This window comes from Bauldia litoralis (assembly GCF_900104485.1).
Classification (GTDB): Bacteria; Pseudomonadota; Alphaproteobacteria; order Rhizobiales; family Kaistiaceae; genus Bauldia; species Bauldia litoralis.
On sequence record NZ_FMXQ01000004.1, the window covers coordinates 368,623 to 386,557 of the forward strand.

General features: G+C 68.2%; 15 protein-coding genes. All 15 read left to right on the forward strand.

Going from position 1 to position 17,935, the window contains the following annotated elements; translation table 11 throughout:
- Positions 1-324 precede the first annotated feature (324 nt).
- Positions 325-4,230 (forward strand): baseplate multidomain protein megatron, encoded by a 3,906-nt coding sequence (locus BLT60_RS12045; RefSeq protein ID WP_090876675.1) that lies wholly within the window; start codon positions 325-327, stop codon positions 4,228-4,230.
- Positions 4,223-5,749 carry a DUF2793 domain-containing protein gene (locus BLT60_RS12050; RefSeq protein ID WP_090876676.1) on the forward strand — a complete coding sequence of 509 codons (1,527 nt, stop codon included), beginning with the start codon at positions 4,223-4,225 and terminating at the stop codon, positions 5,747-5,749. Before BLT60_RS12045 ends, BLT60_RS12050 begins: the two co-directional genes overlap by 8 nt.
- Before the next feature lie 42 nt (positions 5,750-5,791).
- On the forward strand, positions 5,792-6,637 hold the full coding sequence (locus tag BLT60_RS12055; protein WP_175478401.1) for a glycoside hydrolase family protein: 846 nt from the start codon (positions 5,792-5,794) through the stop codon (positions 6,635-6,637).
- 1 nt (position 6,638) lies between these two features.
- Positions 6,639-6,848, forward strand: coding sequence for a hypothetical protein (locus tag BLT60_RS12060; protein WP_090876678.1), 210 nt, complete (start codon positions 6,639-6,641; stop codon positions 6,846-6,848).
- A gap of 75 nt (positions 6,849-6,923) precedes the next feature.
- Positions 6,924-7,244: a PepSY domain-containing protein gene (locus tag BLT60_RS12065; protein WP_090876679.1), complete on the forward strand. Its 321-nt coding sequence runs from the start codon at positions 6,924-6,926 to the stop codon at positions 7,242-7,244.
- Between the two features lie 21 nt (positions 7,245-7,265).
- Positions 7,266-7,937, forward strand: coding sequence for a response regulator transcription factor (locus BLT60_RS12070; protein ID WP_090876680.1), 672 nt, complete (start codon positions 7,266-7,268; stop codon positions 7,935-7,937).
- Positions 7,927-9,291 (forward strand): sensor histidine kinase, encoded by a 1,365-nt coding sequence (locus tag BLT60_RS12075; protein WP_090876681.1) that lies wholly within the window; start codon positions 7,927-7,929, stop codon positions 9,289-9,291. The genes BLT60_RS12070 and BLT60_RS12075 overlap by 11 nt, the downstream gene beginning before the upstream one ends.
- Before the next feature lie 52 nt (positions 9,292-9,343).
- Positions 9,344-9,787, forward strand: a complete 444-nt coding sequence (locus tag BLT60_RS12080; protein ID WP_139167818.1) for a hypothetical protein — start codon at positions 9,344-9,346, stop codon at positions 9,785-9,787.
- Between the two features lie 125 nt (positions 9,788-9,912).
- A complete protein-coding gene (gene ccmI, locus BLT60_RS12085; protein ID WP_090876683.1) occupies positions 9,913-11,034 on the forward strand; it encodes a c-type cytochrome biogenesis protein CcmI in 1,122 nt (373 codons plus the stop codon).
- A 21-nt stretch (positions 11,035-11,055) separates the two neighbouring features.
- Positions 11,056-11,517 (forward strand): cytochrome c maturation protein CcmE, encoded by a 462-nt coding sequence (gene ccmE, locus BLT60_RS12090; protein ID WP_090876684.1) that lies wholly within the window; start codon positions 11,056-11,058, stop codon positions 11,515-11,517.
- Between the two features lie 10 nt (positions 11,518-11,527).
- The gene (locus BLT60_RS12095) at positions 11,528-13,507 is read left to right on the forward strand and encodes a heme lyase CcmF/NrfE family subunit (protein ID WP_090876685.1); all 1,980 of its coding nucleotides are present in this window, start codon (positions 11,528-11,530) and stop codon (positions 13,505-13,507) included.
- A 9-nt stretch (positions 13,508-13,516) separates the two neighbouring features.
- On the forward strand, positions 13,517-13,978 hold the full coding sequence (locus tag BLT60_RS12100; protein ID WP_090876686.1) for a cytochrome c-type biogenesis protein: 462 nt from the start codon (positions 13,517-13,519) through the stop codon (positions 13,976-13,978).
- Between the two features lie 260 nt (positions 13,979-14,238).
- Complete coding sequence (locus BLT60_RS12105) at positions 14,239-15,723, forward strand: Do family serine endopeptidase (RefSeq protein ID WP_090876687.1); 1,485 nt, start codon at positions 14,239-14,241, stop codon at positions 15,721-15,723.
- Positions 15,724-15,879: 156 nt separating this feature from the next.
- Positions 15,880-16,560: a response regulator transcription factor gene (locus tag BLT60_RS12110; RefSeq protein WP_175478409.1), complete on the forward strand. Its 681-nt coding sequence runs from the start codon at positions 15,880-15,882 to the stop codon at positions 16,558-16,560.
- Entirely contained in the window at positions 16,544-17,935 is a 1,392-nt protein-coding gene (locus BLT60_RS12115) for an ATP-binding protein (RefSeq protein WP_090876689.1), read from the forward strand. Before BLT60_RS12110 ends, BLT60_RS12115 begins: the two co-directional genes overlap by 17 nt.

Consider the following 17,935-nt stretch of genomic DNA (forward strand, 5'->3'; position numbering starts at 1 on the left):
CGTACCGTCATCCCGGCGAAAGCCGGGATCCATCGATGATCGTGTCGTCCGTGCGTCGTGTCGGGGGCTGCGGCGGTGACGGATTCCGGCTTTCGCCGGAATGACGGGGTTGATCTGACCACCGCCTGAACCCCACCCACCACCGCTTCGCGGCGGTCCCCCCTCCCCGGTTCGGGGAGGGAAGGGCGCGAGGTCGGCTGTTGGATCCTCATCGTTGGTCGCGGCGCAAGCGGCATGACTCGCCTTGATCGCCGGGCGGCGGGGCCACCGCGCGAGGCGGTCACGAGCACCAGTTTCGAGCCGATTTTTCGAAGGCAGGTTTCCATGGCCACTCTTGTTCTTTCCGCGGCCGGGGCCGCTGTCGGCGGGTTGTTCGGGCCGGTGGGTGCGGCGCTGGGGCGCGCGGCAGGCGCCGCGGCCGGTTATGCGATCGACCAGTCGCTGTTCAGCGAGCGGCGGACGGTCGAGAGCGGCCGGCTGGGCGACCTCGACATCCAGACCTCGCGCGAGGGCGCGCCGATCCCGCGCGTCTACGGGCGCGTGCGGATCGCCGGCCAGGTGATCTGGGCGACGCGCTTCGAGGAGGAGGTGTCGAAGGAAACGCAGGGCGGCGGCAAGGGAGGGAGCTCGGGCGGCACCACCGTCAAGACCTACAGCTACTACGCCAACTTCGCTGTCGCTCTGTGCGAAGGCCGGATCGATCGCATCAACCGGGTCTGGGCCGACGGCCGGCCGTTCAACATGGTCGCTGCCGACTTCCGGATCCACAACGGCGGCGAGAACCAGGATCGCGACAGCCTGATCGAGGCGAAGCAGGGGGGCAGCGAGACGCCGGCCTATCGCGGCACCGCCTATATCGTCTTCGAGCGGCTGCCGCTGGAGGATTACGGCAACCGCATTCCGCTGCTCTCCTTCGAGGTGATCCGCGCCGTCGGGCAACTGGAGAAAGACGTGCGGGCGGTGACGATGATCCCCGGCGCGACGGAGTTCGGCTATTCGCCGACCTCGGTGAAGGAGATCAAGTCGCCGGGCCACAAGGTGCCGCTGACCCGCCACACAGATCGCCGCCATACCGACTGGGACACGTCTCTCAGCGAGCTGAAGTCGCTCTGCCCCAACCTCGAAAGGGTGGGGCTGGTGGTGGCGTGGTTCGGCAACGACCTGCGCGCCAACCACTGCACGATCAAGCCGGCGGTGACCAATCGCGACATCAAGACGACCGTCGACTGGAAGGCCGGCGGACTGACCCGGGCGACGGCGCGGCTGGTCAGCCAGTACCAGGGCAAGCCGGCCTATGGCGGAACGCCGAGCGACGCCTCGGTGATCGCCGCGATCCGCAACCTCGACAACAACGGCCTGAAGATCACCTTCATCCCCTTCGTGATGATGGACATCGCCGCAGGCAACGGGCTGACCGACCCCTATGGCGGCGCCGAACAGGGCGCCTATCCGTGGCGCGGCGTCATCACCGGGTCGCGGGCACCGGGCGTTGACGGCACGCCGGACCAGACGGCGACCGCCGCCGACCAGATCGACGCTTTCGTCGGCACCGCCAGTCCCGGCGACTTCGCCCTTGACGGCGACACGGTGGTCTATTCCGGCCCGGACGAGTGGTCTTTCCGCCGGCTGATCCTGCACAACGCCTGGCTCTGCAAGGCGGCCGGCGGCGTCGACGCTTTCCTGCTCGGCTCCGAATTGCGCGGCCTGACGACGCTGCGCTCGGGAACGTCGAGCTATCCCTTCGTCGAAGCGCTGGTCGATCTCGCCGCCGATGTCCGCGATGTTCTCGGGCCGTCGGTCAAGCTCTCCTACGGCGCCGACTGGACGGAGTATTTCGGCCACCAGCCGGCCGACGGTTCGGGCGACGTCCACTTCCATCTCGATCCGCTGTGGGCGAGCGACGACATCGATGCTGTCGCCATCGACAACTACATGCCGCTCGCCGACTGGCGCGACGGCAGCGACCATGCCGACGCGGCGATATGGGAGAACGGCCGGAGCGCCGATTATTTCCGCGCCAATGTCGCGGCCGGGGAGGGCTTCGACTGGTTCTATGCCAGCCCCGGCGACCGCGACGCGCAGACCCGGACAGCGATCACCGACGGCGCCTATGGCAAGCCCTGGGTGTTCCGCTACAAGGACCTGAAGAGCTGGTGGCGCAACCAGCACCGCAACCGGCCCGGCGGCGTCGAGGCGGGAAGCCCGACCGGCTGGGTGCCGGAGAGCAAGCCCTTCTGGTTCACCGAGCTCGGCTGCCCGGCGGTCGACAAGGGCGCCAACCAGCCGAACGTCTTTCTCGACCCGAAGTCGTCGGCGAGCGCCAGTCCCTGTTACTCGACCGGTGCGCGCGACGATCTCGTCCAGCGGCGCTTCCTCGAGGCGGCGCTGTCCTTCTTCGACCCGACCCACGCCGCCTATGCCGGCGACAGCAATCCGGTCTCGTCGGTCTATGGCGGCCGGATGGTCAAGGAGGGGATGACCCACCTGTGGACCTGGGACGCGCGGCCTTACCCGGCGTTTCCCTACCTGACCGACGTGTGGTCCGACGGCGAGAACTGGACGCTGGGACACTGGCTGACCGGACGGCTCGGCTCGGCGCCGGCGGCCGACCTGGTGGCGAAGATCCTCGACGACTACGGGATCGACGACGTCGCCGTCGGCGAACTCGACGGGATCGTCGATGGCTACCTGATCGACGGCCTGACCTCGGCGCGCGGGGCGCTCGAACCGCTGGCGTCGCTGCTGATGTTCGAGGCGCTGGAATCGACCGACGTCATCCGCTTCGTCCGGCGCGCCCGCAAGGCGGTGGCGGCGTTCGGCGAGAGCGACCTGGCGGAAGATTCCGGGCAGCCGCTGGTGACGGTGCGGCGGGCGCAGGAGACCGAACTGCCGGCCGAGATCAGCGTCGGCTTCGACGACCCGCTGGCCGACTTCCGGTCCACCGCCGCAAGCGCCCGTCGCCTTGTCACCGGCAGCGGCCGGAGCCAGTCGCGGGCGACCGGCGTGGCGATGAGCCATGGCGTCGCCACCGGACTTGCCGAAGCCGCGCTCCAGGACCTGTGGGCCGGGCGCGAGACCTACGGCCTGTCACTGACCGGCAAGACGCTGTCGCTCGAACCGGCCGATGTCTGCGACCTGACCGCCGATGGCGTCACCCGGACCCTGCTGGTCACCCGCATCGAGGACGGGCTGGTGCGGCGGATCGAGGCGCGCAGCATCGAACCGGCGCTGCTGTCGCCGCCGCCGGCCGGGCCGCGGGTGCTCCTGCCGCCGACAGCGATGGTCGCCTCCGCGCCGGAGATGATGTTTCTCGACCTGCCGCTGCTCGGCGACGACGGGCCGGGCTACGCGCCACGGGTGGCGGCATTCGCCACGCCCTGGACCGGGCCGCTCGCCATCGCCATCGGCACCGCCGGGGCCGGGTTCGTCCCGCGTCAGGCGATCGAGCGGCGGGCGGCGATGGGCGAACTCACCATGGCTCTGCCGGCCGGACCTGTCGGCCGCTGGGACCGGGCGAACACGATCGAGGTGACGCTCTACGGTGGCGCCCTGTCGGCGCTGCCCGAGGCGGCGGTGCTCAACGGCGGCAACGCGGCGGCGATCGGCACGTCGGAAACCGGCTTCGAGGTCGTGCAGTTCGAGACCGCGACGATGCTTGACGGGACGACGTGGCGGCTGGAGGGGCTGCTACGGGGGCAGGGGGGAACCGGCGATGTCGCGGCGGCGGGTCACGAGGTCGGCGCGCGCTTCGTGCTGCTCGACGGGGCCATCGAGACGCTGGATCTCGGCGAAGCCGAATCCGGGCTCGGCCTGACCGCGCGCTGCGGGGCGGCGGGAGCGGTCTATGACCCGGACGATTTCGTCGACATCACGCTGACGCCGGCCCGGCGGGGGCTGGCCTGCCTGCCGCCGGTTCATCTCGACGCGGAGCGCGATCCCGCGACCGGCGACGTCGCCATCGGCTGGATCCGGCAGACGCGGATCGGCGGCGACGCCTGGGAGCAGGTCGAGGTTCCGCTCGGCGAGACGAGTGAGGCCTACCGGGTCGAGATTCTCGACGCCGGCGTGCCGGTGCGGGCGATCGCGGTCGGTGCGCCGGAAGCCGCCTACAGCGCCGCCGAACAGGCGGCTGACTTCGGCGCGCCACCGGCGAGCCTCCACATTCGCGTCAGCCAGGTGAGCCCGACCGAGGGACCGGGCCGCGCCACCGAGGGTGTTTTCGATGTCTGATCCACTTGCCACCAATCTTCTCGGCCTGCCCTATCTGGCGGCAGCCCAGGCGCAGAAGCACGTCACCCATAACGAGGCGCTGCGCAGCCTCGACGCGCTGGTGCAACTGGCCGTCGCCGACGCGACGCTCACCGATCCCCCGGGATCGCCAGCCGAAGGGGACCGCTACATCGTGGCGACGGCGGCGACCGGGGCATGGGCCGGGCACGCAAGCGACATCGCCGCCTATGTTGACGGGGCCTGGGCGTTCTTCACGCCGCTGGCCGGCTGGCTCGCCTTCGATGCCGGCAGCAGTTCGGTGCTCGTCTTTGACGGCAGCGGCTGGGAGTCGGTCGGCGAGTTTCTCGGCGTCATCGAACAACTCGGCATCAACGCGGTCGCCGACGCCACCAACCGGCTCGCGGTCGGCTCCAACGCGGTGCTGTTCGCCGGCATCGAGGCGGCCGACGGCGGCACCGGCGACATCCGCTTCGTCGTCAACAAGGAGACGGATGGCGATACGGCGTCGCTGCTCTTCCAGAGCGGCTTTTCGGGCCGGGCGGAGGTCGGGCTGGCCGGCGATACCGACCTGGTCTTCAAGGTGTCGCCAAACGGCGCCGACTGGGTCGAGTCGATCCGCATTGACAAGGATACCGGCCTGCCGGCGATCCTCTACGATAACGCGGTCTCGGGCCTGACCGCCGATACGGTCCAGGACGCCATCGACGAAGTGGAGGCCGGCAAGCAGGCGGCGCTCGGCTTCGCGCCCCGCGAGGTGCTGGCCGCCAACCGGACCTATTACGTCCGCACCGATGGCAGCGACGGGAATAACGGGCTGACCGACAATTCGGGCGGCGCCTTCGCCTCGATTTCCAAGGCGGTCGCGGTCGTCTCCGCGCTCGACCTGTCAATCTACAGCGTGACCATCCAGGTTCGTGACGGCACCTATTCGGAAGGGGTGATCACGCTCGGGCAACTGATCGGCTCGGGGACGGTGACGATCCGCGGCAACACCGCGACGCCCGCGAATGTCACTCTCAACCCGACGAGCAGTTATGCCTTCCTGGTCCTTGCCAACGGCTGGACCGTCGACAGCGTCCGGTTCCACAAGGCGAGCGGGACGGCGATCAGCGCCTTCCGCGGCTATGCCTGCTACGCCACCGTCGCCAACTGCCATTTCGGCGCCGGCTTCACCTACGCGCATCTGCTGGTCGACGCGCTGTCCTATTTCCTGCTCTCCGGCGCGATCGTGGTCAGCGGATCGTGTCCACGCTTTGCGAATGTCAGCCTGAACGGACTCCTCAGCAAGGTCAGTTCGGCCACCGTCACCATGTCCGGGTCGCCGGCCTTTTCGGTCGCCTTCGTCGTGGCGACAACCGGCGGCATCGTCTCCCTTGGCGGGGCGGCCACGGTGACGGGGGCGGCGACCGGCAAGCGCTACGACGCGTCGCTCAACGCCGTCATCACCTATTCGAGCGGCGTCGCCAGCCTGCCGGGCGATGTCGCCGGCAGCACCACGACGGGCGGCCAGGCCGCCTGATCCTCCGGGCAGATCCACCGATCCATGAAGGAAGACCTCGCCATGCGTGTGAGCGACAAGGGGCTGGCGTTCATCGCCGACCATGAAGGCGTCGTGACCCGGGCCTACCGCGACGTGGCCGGCGTCTGGACCATCGGCGTCGGTCATACGGCGGCGGCCGGGGCGCCGAAGCCACGGGCCGGAATGACGATCACCCGGGCCGAAGCCTTCGCCATCCTAGCGCGCGACCTGCCGCGCTACGAGCGTCGGGTCGCCGCAGCACTCGCCGCCATCGGCCAGCGGGCATTCGACGGCGCTGTCTCCTTCGACTTCAACACCGGCGCGGTGCATCGCGCCTCCTGGGTCAAGGCCTATCGCGCCGGCAACCTGACGGCGGCCCGGCTCGGCCTGATGAAATGGGTCAAGGCCGGCGGCCGGACGGTGCGCGGGCTGGTCCGGCGGCGGGAGGCCGAGGCGCGGCTGATCTTCGACGGAGACTACGGGCATGCCACGGTCACGGCGGAGCCGCGCGCCGACGTCACGACCTACCAGGCGCAACTGGCGACACTCGGTTTCCCGGTCGGCACGCTCGACGGCATTGCCGGTCCGGCGACCAGGGCCGCCGTGCTGGCCTACCAGCGCACACATGACGACCTGGTCGACGATGGCATCGCCGGCCCGGCGACACGCGCCAGCCTTGCCCGCGACATTGCCGCCCGCAAGCGCGTCGCCGAAATCGGCGCGGGATCACTCGCGGTGGGGGGAACGGCCGGGATCGCGGCGGGCAGCGATCCGCTGCTGGTCGGCGTAGCGGTCGGGCTCGTCGTTCTTCTTCTCGCCAGCGGTTTCTTCGCCTGGCGCTACCGCGGCGAGCTGCGCCGTTTTCTTCGCACCATCAGAGGAGTGTGACATGCTGGTCCGGATCGTCAGGGCCTTGCGCCCGTTGAAAGGCTGGAAGACGATGGGTGTGTCGGCGGCGATCGCCGTCGCCGGCGTCTTGCAATCGGCCGACTGGGCGACCATCGTACCGGAAGCCGATATCGGGCCGACCTTGCTGGCGATCGGCGTCGTGGTTGCCGTGCTGCGGGTGTTGACGGATACGCCGCTCGGCCGCAAGTGACTGGCGGCTGCGGTCTCCGGTCTGGCGCTTCGGTGTTCAGCGGGTATTCATGTTGGAGCTGGTATCCGGGGATCCATGATCAGGAAATCGCTGCCCGCCCTCTTGCTTGGAATGACCCTGCTTCTCGCCGGCGCCACCGCGCCGGTCGACGAGGCGGAGGCTGCCAACTGCCTGTCGGACCGCGACGCGCGCTCGGCCGTGCAGTCGGGGCAGGCGGTTTCGCTGTCGAAGATGATCAAGCGCATCCAGTCGACGACGGGCGGCGAGATCGTGCCGCCGCCGAAGCTCTGCAAGCAGGGCGGTCAGCTCGTCTATATCGTCAACGTGCTGTCGCCCGACGGCAAGGTGACGAAGGTTACGGTCGACGCCGCAAGCGGTAGTATCCTCGGCTACTAGCCAGATTCGAAGGAAACGGCGATGCGGGTCCTGATCGTTGAGGATGATGCCGATCTCAACCGGCAGCTTGCGACGGCGCTGAAGGAGGCCGGCTACGCGGTCGACACCGCCGCCGATGGCGAGGAAGGCCACTTCCTCGGCGATACCGAGCCCTATGACGCCGTCGTCCTCGACATCGGCCTGCCGCAGCTCGACGGGATCAGCGTGCTTGAGCAGTGGCGGCGTTCGGGCCGGACCATGCCGGTGCTGCTGCTCACTGCCCGCGACCGCTGGAGCGACAAGGTCCAGGGCATCGACGCCGGCGCCGACGACTATGTCGCCAAGCCGTTCCATATCGAGGAAGTGCTGGCCCGGGTCCGCGCGCTGGTGCGTCGGGCGGCCGGCCACGCCTCGAACGAGATCGAATGCGGCCCGGTGCGCCTCGACGCCAAGTCGGGGCGGGTGACGGTCGATGGCAACCCGGTCAAGCTGACCTCGCACGAATACAAGGTGCTGGAATACCTGATGCTTCATCGCGAGCGCGTGGTATCGCGCACCGAGTTGATCGAGCATCTCTATGATCAGGATTTCGACCGCGATTCCAACACCATCGAGGTCTTCGTCGGCCGGCTGCGCAAGAAGGTGGCGACCGACCTGATCGAGACGGTGCGCGGTCTCGGCTACCGGATCGTCGCGCCGGGCGATGCGCCGTAACTCCCTTTCCTTCCGCCTCATCGCCGCGGCCACGCTGTGGAGTGTCGTGGCGCTCGTCGTCGCCGGGCTGATCCTCACCTCGCTCTACAAGCAGACGGTCGAGCAGGCCTTCGACGAGCGGCTGAGCGTCTACCTGCGAACGCTGGTCGGTAACCTCGCCTCCCAGGAAACCGACGAACTCGCCGATCCGGGCAACCTCGGCGAGCCGCGGTTCGAACTGACCTATTCGGGCTGGTACTGGCAGGTGCGCGGGGCCGACGGCGGCCCGGTCGTGCTGGCGTCCAAGTCGCTCTTTACCGACATTCTCGATCTCAAGAAGGCGCGCGACCGGCGCGACGTCAACGGCATGACCGCCGGGGCGCTGGTCGGGCCGGACAACCAGGCGCTGCGCGTCCTCAGCCTCACCGTCGCGCTCGGCGACGACCGACGCTACGACGTGCTGGTCGCCGGCGACGCCGGCGAGACCGCCGAACAGATCCAGTCCTTCCGCTGGAGCGTCTTCCTGACGCTGTCGGTCTTCGGACTCGGCCTGATCCTGGCGACGACGGCGCAGACCCGCTGGGGCCTGCGGCCGCTCGACAAGGTGCGCAGCGCGCTCGCGGCGCTGCGCAGCGGCAAGGAGGCGCGGTTCGAAGGGCCATTTCCTGCTGAAATCGAACCCTTGGCCAAGGAACTGAACGCGCTGCTCGAATCGAACCAGCAGATCATCGAGCGCGCCCGCACCCAGGTCGGCAACCTTGCCCATGCCCTTAAGACGCCGCTCAGCGTCATCACCAACGAGGCACGGGCAGGGTCTGGGCCGCTGGCCGAGAAGGTCGCCGAGCAGGCCGAAATCATGCGCATGCAGGTCAACCACTATCTCGACCGGGCGCAGATCGCCGCGCGGTCCAAGGTGATCGGCGTCGTCACCGACGTCTTGCCCGCCGTCAACAGCCTCGCCCGGGCGATGCGCCGCATCCACGAGGATCGCGGCCTGGAGATCACCGTCTCGGTGCCCGAGGCGGCACGGTTTCTCGGCGAGAAGCAGGATCTCGAGGAGATCGCCGGAAACCTGGTCGACAATGCCTGTAAATGGGCGAAATCCCAGGTCGTCATCACGGCTGAGTACCAACCGCCGAAGGACGCGGAACGGGGCGAGCTCAAGCTTCTGATCGACGACGACGGTCCCGGCCTGACGGCCGAGCAGCGCGAGCAGGCGACCCGACGCGGCCGCCGGCTCGACGAGACCAAGCCGGGTTCGGGCCTCGGCCTGTCGATCGTCACCGAACTCGTCCAGCTTTATGATGGCCGCCTTGAACTTGACCGTGCGCCACAGGGTGGGTTGCGGGTCGTCGTCATTCTGCCGGCCGCATGACCCGAAAATCTCATTTCCGCCATCGTGACATGGAATGTCGGACGTCCTAAAGATGGACGCAGTTGAGTATCCGGAGGCGACGCGCATGGCGCGAGTGACGGGGTTTGCATTGGCAGTATTGGGCGCGCTGGCGCTCGCGGGCTGCAGCCAGACGACTGGTACGTCGGTGGCGCTGGCGGTGACGGGCGATCCCGCCATTGGCGGCAATCCCGTCGAAGACGCCGCAAGCGCGGCGATCCTCCCGACCCTCGACAAGGCGGCCCAACGCAGGGCCCGCGAGGCGGAAACCCGGGCGCTCGAGCATGGCCGCACCGGAACCCCGGTTCTTTGGCGAAGCGGGCGGACCCGTGGCGAGGTCGTCCCCGGCCCGCAATATCAGGTCAACGCCTATACCTGCCGCGACCTGACCCAGACCATCTACGCCGACGGACCGCCGCGCAGCACCCGCACGACCTCTTGCCGCCAGCCGAACGGATCGTGGCAGCCGGTCACCTGAACCTGTCGCGCCGATCCGCCGGGCCCCGGAGCCGGGGCTGCGGGAGCGGGGGGCGTGACGCGGCGTCGCGGCCTGCGAACGCAATTGTGAACCCCGTCCCCCTGGAAATGCACTAGACGAGCAGGATGATTTTCTGGGTGATCATGGCGGTGCTGGCGGCTTCGGTGTCGTTGTCGGTGCTGATGCCGCTTTATCGCACCCGCCAGGTCGAGCGTCGGCTGGCGGAACAGGAGATGTCGGTCTATCGCGACCAGCTTGGCGAGATCGACCGGGACGTCGACCGCGGGCTGATCGCCGGTTCCGAGGCCGAGGCGGCGCGCAACGAGATCGCCCGCCGCCTGATCAAGGCCGATCAGGCGAAATCCACCGATGCCGTTGGCTTGCGCAGCGAGCGGCCGCGCCAGGTCGCCGCAGTGCTGGCTGTGGTCGGCCTGCCGGTTGCCGCGGTGGGGCTCTACCTGCTTGTCGGATCGCCCGGTCTTCCCGATGCGCCGCTTGCCGCAAGGCTCGCCGCCCAGCCGGAGCAGCAGGACACCGCCGCGCTGATCGCTCGCGTCGAGAATCACCTGGCCGCCAACCCGGACGACGCCGAAGGCTGGCGGATCATCGCCCCGGTCTATGTCCGGATGGGCCGCCACGACGAGGCGGCAACAGCCTATCGCCATCTGGTTCGCCTGCTTGGCAGCAATGCCGAGCGCGAGACCGCCCTCGGCGAGGCGCTGGTCCGCGCCAGCGGCGGCAGCTTGACAGCCGAGGCGAAGGAAGCCTTCGATCGCGCCGCCGCCCTCGACCCGCAGATGGTCGGCCCGCGCTTCTATCTGGCGCTCGGTCTCGGTCAGTCCGGCGATACCGAGGGCGCGGTGACAGCGCTGCAATCCCTGATCGACGATTCGCCGCCGAACGCGCCATGGCTCGTCTCCGTCCGCGAGGTGATGGCGCGGCTGGAATCGGTTGACGCGCCGCCGCAGCCCGGCCCGACCGCCGACGACATCGAGGCGGCCGGCGAGATGGCGGCGGACGACCGTGCCGCGATGATCGAGGGCATGGTGGCGCAACTTGCCAGCCGGCTGGAATCCGAGCCCGACGACGCCGAGGGTTGGGCACGGCTGGTCCGCTCCTATATGGTTCTTGGCCGGCCCGACGACGCCCGCGCCGCGCTCGACCAGGCGCGGTCGGCGCTGGATGGCGACGAGGACAAGCTGGCGATGGTCGAAGCCGAGGCGCAAGCCTCCGGATTGAGCGAGTGAGCGGCCGATGACGGAGCAGGCATGACCCGGAAACAGCGACGACTTTCGCTGATCGGCGTCGCCGGGGTGGTGCTGATCTGCGCCGCCGGACTGGTGCTCTACGCCATGTCCGATCGCATCGTCTTCTTCAGTTCGCCGAGCGATATCGCGGCGAGCACGACCGCGCCGGGGACGCGCCTGCGTCTCGGCGGGCTGGTCGCCGTCGGCAGCGTCGAGAAGACCACCGATGGCGGCGTCACCTTCGCGGTGACCGACGGCGCGGCGACGGTGCCGGTCGCCTATCGTGGCATCCTCCCCGACCTGTTCAGCGAGGGCGAGGGCGTGGTTGCCGAGGGGCTGGTTGGCAGCGACGGGGTTTTCGCCGCAGACTCCGTGCTGGCCAAGCACGACGAGCAATACATGCCGCGGGAAGTCGTCGACGCGCTGAAGGCGCAAGGCATGTGGCAGGAGGACGGTGCGCCGCCTCACGCGGTGGAGCAATAGGGTAGGGAGCATGATCGCCGAACTCGGCCATTTCGCACTGATCCTGGCGCTCGTCCTCGCGGTGGTGCAGTCCGTGCTGCCCTTCTGGGGAGCGATGACCGACGATCGCCGCCTGATCGCGGTCGCCGGGCCGGCGGCGGTGACCCAGTTCCTGCTGGTCGGCCTGTCATTCGCGGCCCTGGTTCATGCCTATATCGTGTCGGATTTCTCGGTCCTCAACGTGGTCGAGAACTCCCACTCGCAGAAGCCGCTCCTCTACAAGATCACCGGCACCTGGGGGAACCACGAGGGCTCGATGCTGCTCTGGGTGCTGATCCTGGCGCTGTTTGGCGCGATGGTCGCAGCCTTCGGCCGCAATCTCCCCGACCGGCTCAAGGCGCTTGTGCTGGCGGTCCAGGCGTGGATCGCTTCCGCCTTCCTGCTCTTCGTGCTGTTGACCTCCAATCCGTTCATCCGGCTGAATCCGGCGCCGATCGAGGGTAACGACCTCAACCCGGTGCTCCAGGATATCGGGCTCGCCGTCCATCCGCCGCTGCTCTATCTCGGCTATGTCGGTTGCTCGATCGCCTTCGCCTTCGCCATCGCCGCGCTGATCGACGGGCGCATCGACGCTGCCTGGGCGCGGTGGGTGCGGCCGTGGACGCTGGCGGCGTGGATGTTCCTGACGCTGGGCATCGCGATGGGCTCCTACTGGGCCTATTACGAACTCGGCTGGGGCGGCTTCTGGTTCTGGGACCCGGTCGAGAATGCCTCGCTGATGCCGTGGCTTGCCGCCACCGCGCTGCTCCATTCGGCGATCGTCATGGAGAAGCGCGAGGCGCTGAAGATCTGGACGGTGCTGCTCGCTATCCTTGCCTTCAGCCTCAGCCTGCTCGGCACTTTCCTCGTCCGCTCCGGCGTGCTGACCTCTGTCCACACCTTCGCCTCGGACCCGACCCGCGGCGTCTTCATCCTCGCGATCCTCTGCGTCTTCATCGGCGGCGGGTTGTCGCTCTTCGCCTTCCGGGCGACGCGACTGGCGCCCGGCGGCGTCTTTGCGCCGATCAGCCGGGAAGGGGCGCTGATCCTCAACAACCTGTTCCTCACCGTGCTGGCCGCCGTGGTGCTGACCGGGACGCTCTATCCGCTGGTGCTGGAAGCGCTGACCGGCGCGCGGATTTCGGTCGGGGCGCCGTTCTTCAACCTGATCTTCATTCCCCTCGCCGTGCCGCTCCTCATCATCGTGCCTTTCGGACCAATGCTGGCCTGGAAGCGCGGCGACCTGCGGGCGGCCTCGGAGCGGCTGTTCGCGGCCTTCGGAGCGGCGATCCTCGCCGCCGCCGTATCCGCCTGGCTCGCCGGCATGGACGACGTGCTGGCGCTGTTCGGGGTGGCGCTGGCCTTCTGGCTGATCGTCGGAGCGCTCTCCGAGCTGGCCTTTCGCGTCAAGCTCGGCCGCGCCCCCGTGGCCGAAAGCTTCCGCCGGCTGGCCGGCATGCCACGGTCGGCCTTCGGCACGACGCTCGCCCATGCCGGCGTCGGCGTGACGGTGCTCGGCCTTGTCGCCGCGACCACCTGGGCCAGCGAGGACATCCTCACCATGAAGGCGGGCGACACCGTGGAGGTCGCCTCGCGGACGCTCAAGCTCGACGGCTTCCAGCAGCGCGCCGGCCCCAACTACGCCGAGACGGTCGCCCGCTTCACCGTCTATGACGGCGGCGCCGCGGTGGCGGTGATGGAGCCGTCGAAGCGGAATTTCGCCGCGCGGCAGACGATGACGACGGAAGCGGCGATCACGACATTCGGGCTGTCGCAACTCTACATTTCGCTCGGCGACATCACCCCCGAATCGGCGGTCACGGTGCGGGTCTTCTGGAAGCCGCTGGTGACGCTGATCTGGCTCGGCGCCGTCGTCATGGCGATTGGCGGGATCCTGTCGCTCAGCGATCGGCGGCTGCGGGTCGGAGCGCCGAAACCGGCGCGCCGCACCGTCGCCGCGCCGGCCGAGTAGGGAGGCCAAGTGCGCATCGTCGTCGCCTTGCTGCTGCTCCTCCTGTCGCTGGCGCCCGTCCACGCGGTGGCGCCGGACGAGGTGCTCGACGATCCGGCTCTCGAGACCCGGGCGCGGGCGCTTTCGGCCGGGCTGCGCTGCATGGTCTGCCAGAACCAGTCGATCGACGACTCCGATGCGCCGCTTGCCCGCGACCTCCGCATCCTCCTGCGCGAGCGGCTCGTTGCTGGCGACAGCGATGAGGAGGTGATCGCCTTTCTCGTCGACCGCTACGGCGAGTTCATTCTTCTGAGGCCGCAATTCAACCTGAAGACCGCGCTCCTGTGGCTGGCCCCGGCGATCCTGCTGGTCGTCGGCGCCATCATCGCCTTCGGCGTGTTTCGCCGTCGTCGGCCCGTGGCTGTGTCAGGGTTGAGCGGCGATGAGGAAGCTGAGTTGCAGCGGATTCTTTCCGACGGGAAGAACGGCTAGCCGACCCGGCCGCAGCTGCGGCCGGCGATTCGCATCGCGCACGAATCGGCAAGATTTTCCCACCCGCCACGCCATAACCGGAACGCTCCGCACCCGACCGCGCGGTTTTTGTTGCCGGGAAGCCGCCGGATCCGATGAACATTACCGAAGTTTAATCGGCCTGACAGTGGCTCGTAAGGTTGGCCCTCCCATATTCGACAGCGATAGGCGCGGCGCCGACTGGATGGCCACCGGCGCCCCATACCAGCCTGGAGACGAATATGAACGAACAGACCAACACCGCCCCCACCACCCGCACGGTTCGCAACCGGGCCCTGCTCGGCACCGCCGTCGCTGTCCTCCTCGGTGGCGCGATCGCCGGCGAGGCGATCCTGCTTCCCAAGACGATGGCCTACGCCGATCCGGTTCGGGTCGAGGGCGTCCAGCCCGTCAGCTTCGCCGACGTCGTCGAGAAGGTGCGGCCCGCCGTGGTGAGCGTCCGCGTCAAGGGACCGGCTCGCGAGATGGCCGGCTTCGACGGCCAGGACTTCGAGTTCCCCAAGGGCTCGCCGATGGAGAAGTTCTTCAAGCAGTTCCGCGAGAACGGCCCGGATCGGCAGCAGCGGCCTTTCTCGACCAGCCTCGGTTCCGGCTTCCTGATCTCAGATGACGGCTATGTCGTCACCAACGATCACGTCGTCGACGACGGTCAGTCGATGACCATCATTCTCGATGACGGTACCGAGTATGTCGCCGACGTCGTCGGTCTCGACGAGAAGACCGACCTCGCGCTGCTCAAGATCAAGAATCCGGATCGCGAATTCACCTACGTGAAATTCTCCGAGGAGCGGGCGCGAATCGGCGACTGGGTCGTCGCTGTCGGCAATCCCTTCGGTCTTGGCGGAACGGTGACCGCCGGCATCATCTCGGCCGACGGCCGCAACATCGGCGCCGGCCCGTATGACGACTTCATCCAGATCGACGCGGCGGTGAACCGCGGAAACTCGGGTGGCCCGGCCTTCAACCTCAATGGTGAGGTCATTGGCGTCAACACGGCGATCTTCTCGCCGTCGGGCGGCAATGTCGGCATCGCCTTCGCGATTCCCGCCAGCACCGCCGAGCGGATCATCGACGACCTCACCGACGACGGCAAGGTCGTCCGCGGCTGGCTCGGCGTCCAGATCCAGGGCATCGATCGCGACATCGCCGATGGCCTGCAACTCGCCGACGCCAAGGGCTCGCTTGTCACCGAGGCGCAGGCAGGCAGCCCCGCCGCCGCCGCCGGCCTGAAGTCCGGAGACGCCATCCTGGCGGTCAATGGCGAGGACCTCGAAGACCCGAAGGCTCTAGCCACCAAGATCGCCAGCATGGCGCCGGGCGAGACGGTCAAGGTCTCGGTGTGGCGTTCCGGCAAGGCCGAGGAGATCGATGTGACGCTCGGCACGCTCCCCGGCGAGGAACAGCTTGCTTCGCTGTCGCCCGAGGAAGCGCCCGAAGTGTCGCCGCTCGCCGATTTCGGCCTGGTGGTCGCGGAAGGCGATGAAGGTGTCACGGTCGAGGACGTCGACCCGAACGGCCAGGCGGCAGAGCGCGGTCTGCAGCCCGGCGACATCATCCTCGCCGTCGGCAAGTCGGACGTCGCCAAGCCGGCCGATGTCGAGAAGCTGGTCAAGGATGCCGAGACCGACGGCCGCAAGGCGGTCCTGTTGCGGGTCAAGTCGGGTGAGCAGACGCGCTTCGTCGCGCTGACCTTCGTCCGCACCTGACCCGGACGATCTGAACGGAAGTGCTCGATCGTCGCCCCGACGCTTTCGTTTCAGTGAGCGGCAGGCCGGTTCGCCGGTCTGCCGCTCTTTCTTTGAGGGCGGCAATCTGGCAAAGCAACGTCGGACCCTGACATGCAGCGCGAGCAGCGTGATCCGATGCGATTGCTGATCATCGAAGACGACAAGGAAGCGGCCGCGTATCTCTGCAAGGCGCTTCGCGAGGCCGGCCACGTCGCCGATCATGCCGACGATGGCGAGACCGGCGCGGCGATGGCGATCGAGGGTGGCTACGACGTTCTCGTGGTCGACCGCATGCTGCCGAAGCGGGACGGGCTGTCGATCATCGAGGAGTTGCGGCGGCGCAACGACGAGACGCCGGCGCTGATCCTCTCCGCCCTCGGCCAGGTCGACGACCGGGTCACCGGCCTGCGGTCCGGCGGCGACGACTATCTCGCCAAGCCCTACGCTTTCACCGAACTGCTCGCTCGCGTCGAGGCGCTGGCGCGGCGCCGGCGTCCGGGCGAGGCAGAGACGGTCTACCGGGTCGGCGATCTCGAACTCGACCGTCTCGGGCATACGGTGACCCGGGCCGGGCAGAGCGTACCGCTCCAGCCGCGCGAGTTCCGCCTGCTCGAATACCTGATGAAGAATGCCGGGCAGGTGGTGACCCGCACCATGCTGCTCGAGAATGTCTGGGACTATCATTTCGATCCGCAGACCAACGTCATCGACGTGCATATCTCGCGACTGCGCGGCAAGATCGACAAGGGCTTCGAGACGCCGCTGCTGCATACGGTGCGGGGCGCCGGATACATGATCCGTGACAGCGCTCGGTAAGGTCGTCCGCACCACCGCGTTCAAGCTTTCCGCCATTTACATCGCGGTCTTCTCGATCTTCGCGGTGTCCTTCGTCCTCTACATCTCCTACAGCGCCAATGTCCTTCTCAATGACCAGATTCGCGCGACGATCGCGGCGGAAATCCGTGGCCTGGCCGAGCAGGGACGCACCGGCGGCATCGCGGCGATCTTCCAGACCATCGAGGAGCGCAGCCACCAGCCGGGCGCCAGCCTTTACCTGATCACCGACGTCAACGGCCGGATTCTCACCGGGAACATCAGCCAGGTGCCGGCGGATATTTTCGAGCGTTCGGGCATCGGGCCGATCACTGTCACCTACGAACGCAATATCGGCGAAGGTTCGCGCCACGTCGCCATGGTGCAGGTGCTGCGCCTGCCGGGCGGCTTCTGGATGCTGGTCGGCCGCGATATCGGCGAGCATGAGCAGTTTCGCGAGATCATTGGCCGGGCCCTGGCCTGGGCGGCGGCGCTGATGATCGGCCTCGCGGTCCTGAGCTGGTTTTTCGTCAGCCGCCGCGTGCTGAAGCGGATCGATTCGGTCAGTGACACCAGCCGCCGGATCGTCGCCGGCGACCTGTCCGGCCGGCTCGAAGTCACCGGCACGGGCGACGAGTTCGACCGCCTGGCCGAGAGCCTCAACGCCATGCTGGCCCGGATCGAGCACCTGCTCTACGGCCTCAAGGACGTCTCCGACAACATCGCCCATGACCTGAAGACTCCGCTGACCCGGCTGCGCAGCCGGGTCGAGGGCGTGCTTGCCGGGCCGGCCGACATCGACACCTATCGCGACGCTCTCGAATCGACGATCGAGGAGTCGGACCACCTGATCAAGACGTTCAACGCCCTGCTGATGATCGCCCGCACCGAGGCCGGCTCGGCCGACGGCGCGATGTCCGAGGTCGAGGCCGGGGCGATCGTCCGCGACGTCGCGGAACTCTACGAGCCGGTGGCGGAGGAGGAGGGCGGCGACCTGACCGTTTCGGTTTCGGAGCCGGTCACCCTCAAGGCGAGCCGCGAACTCCTCGGCCAGGCGCTCGCCAACCTGATCGACAACGCGCTGAAATACGCCAAGGGGGACGCCGGGCGACCCCTGAAAATCGTGGTTTCCAGCGCTCGCGAGGGCAGCGATCTCGTCCTGCGCGTCGCCGACAATGGCGTTGGCGTGCCTGAGGCAGATCGCGAGCGAGTGCTGCAGCGCTTCGTCCGGCTTGAGGCAAGCCGGTCGCAATCCGGGAGCGGGCTCGGACTCAGTCTTGTCGCGGCGGTCGCCAGGCTCCACCATGGCACGATCGAACTCGGCGACAACCATCCCGGCCTCGTCGTGACCATCCGCCTGCCTATTGAAACCGCGTGA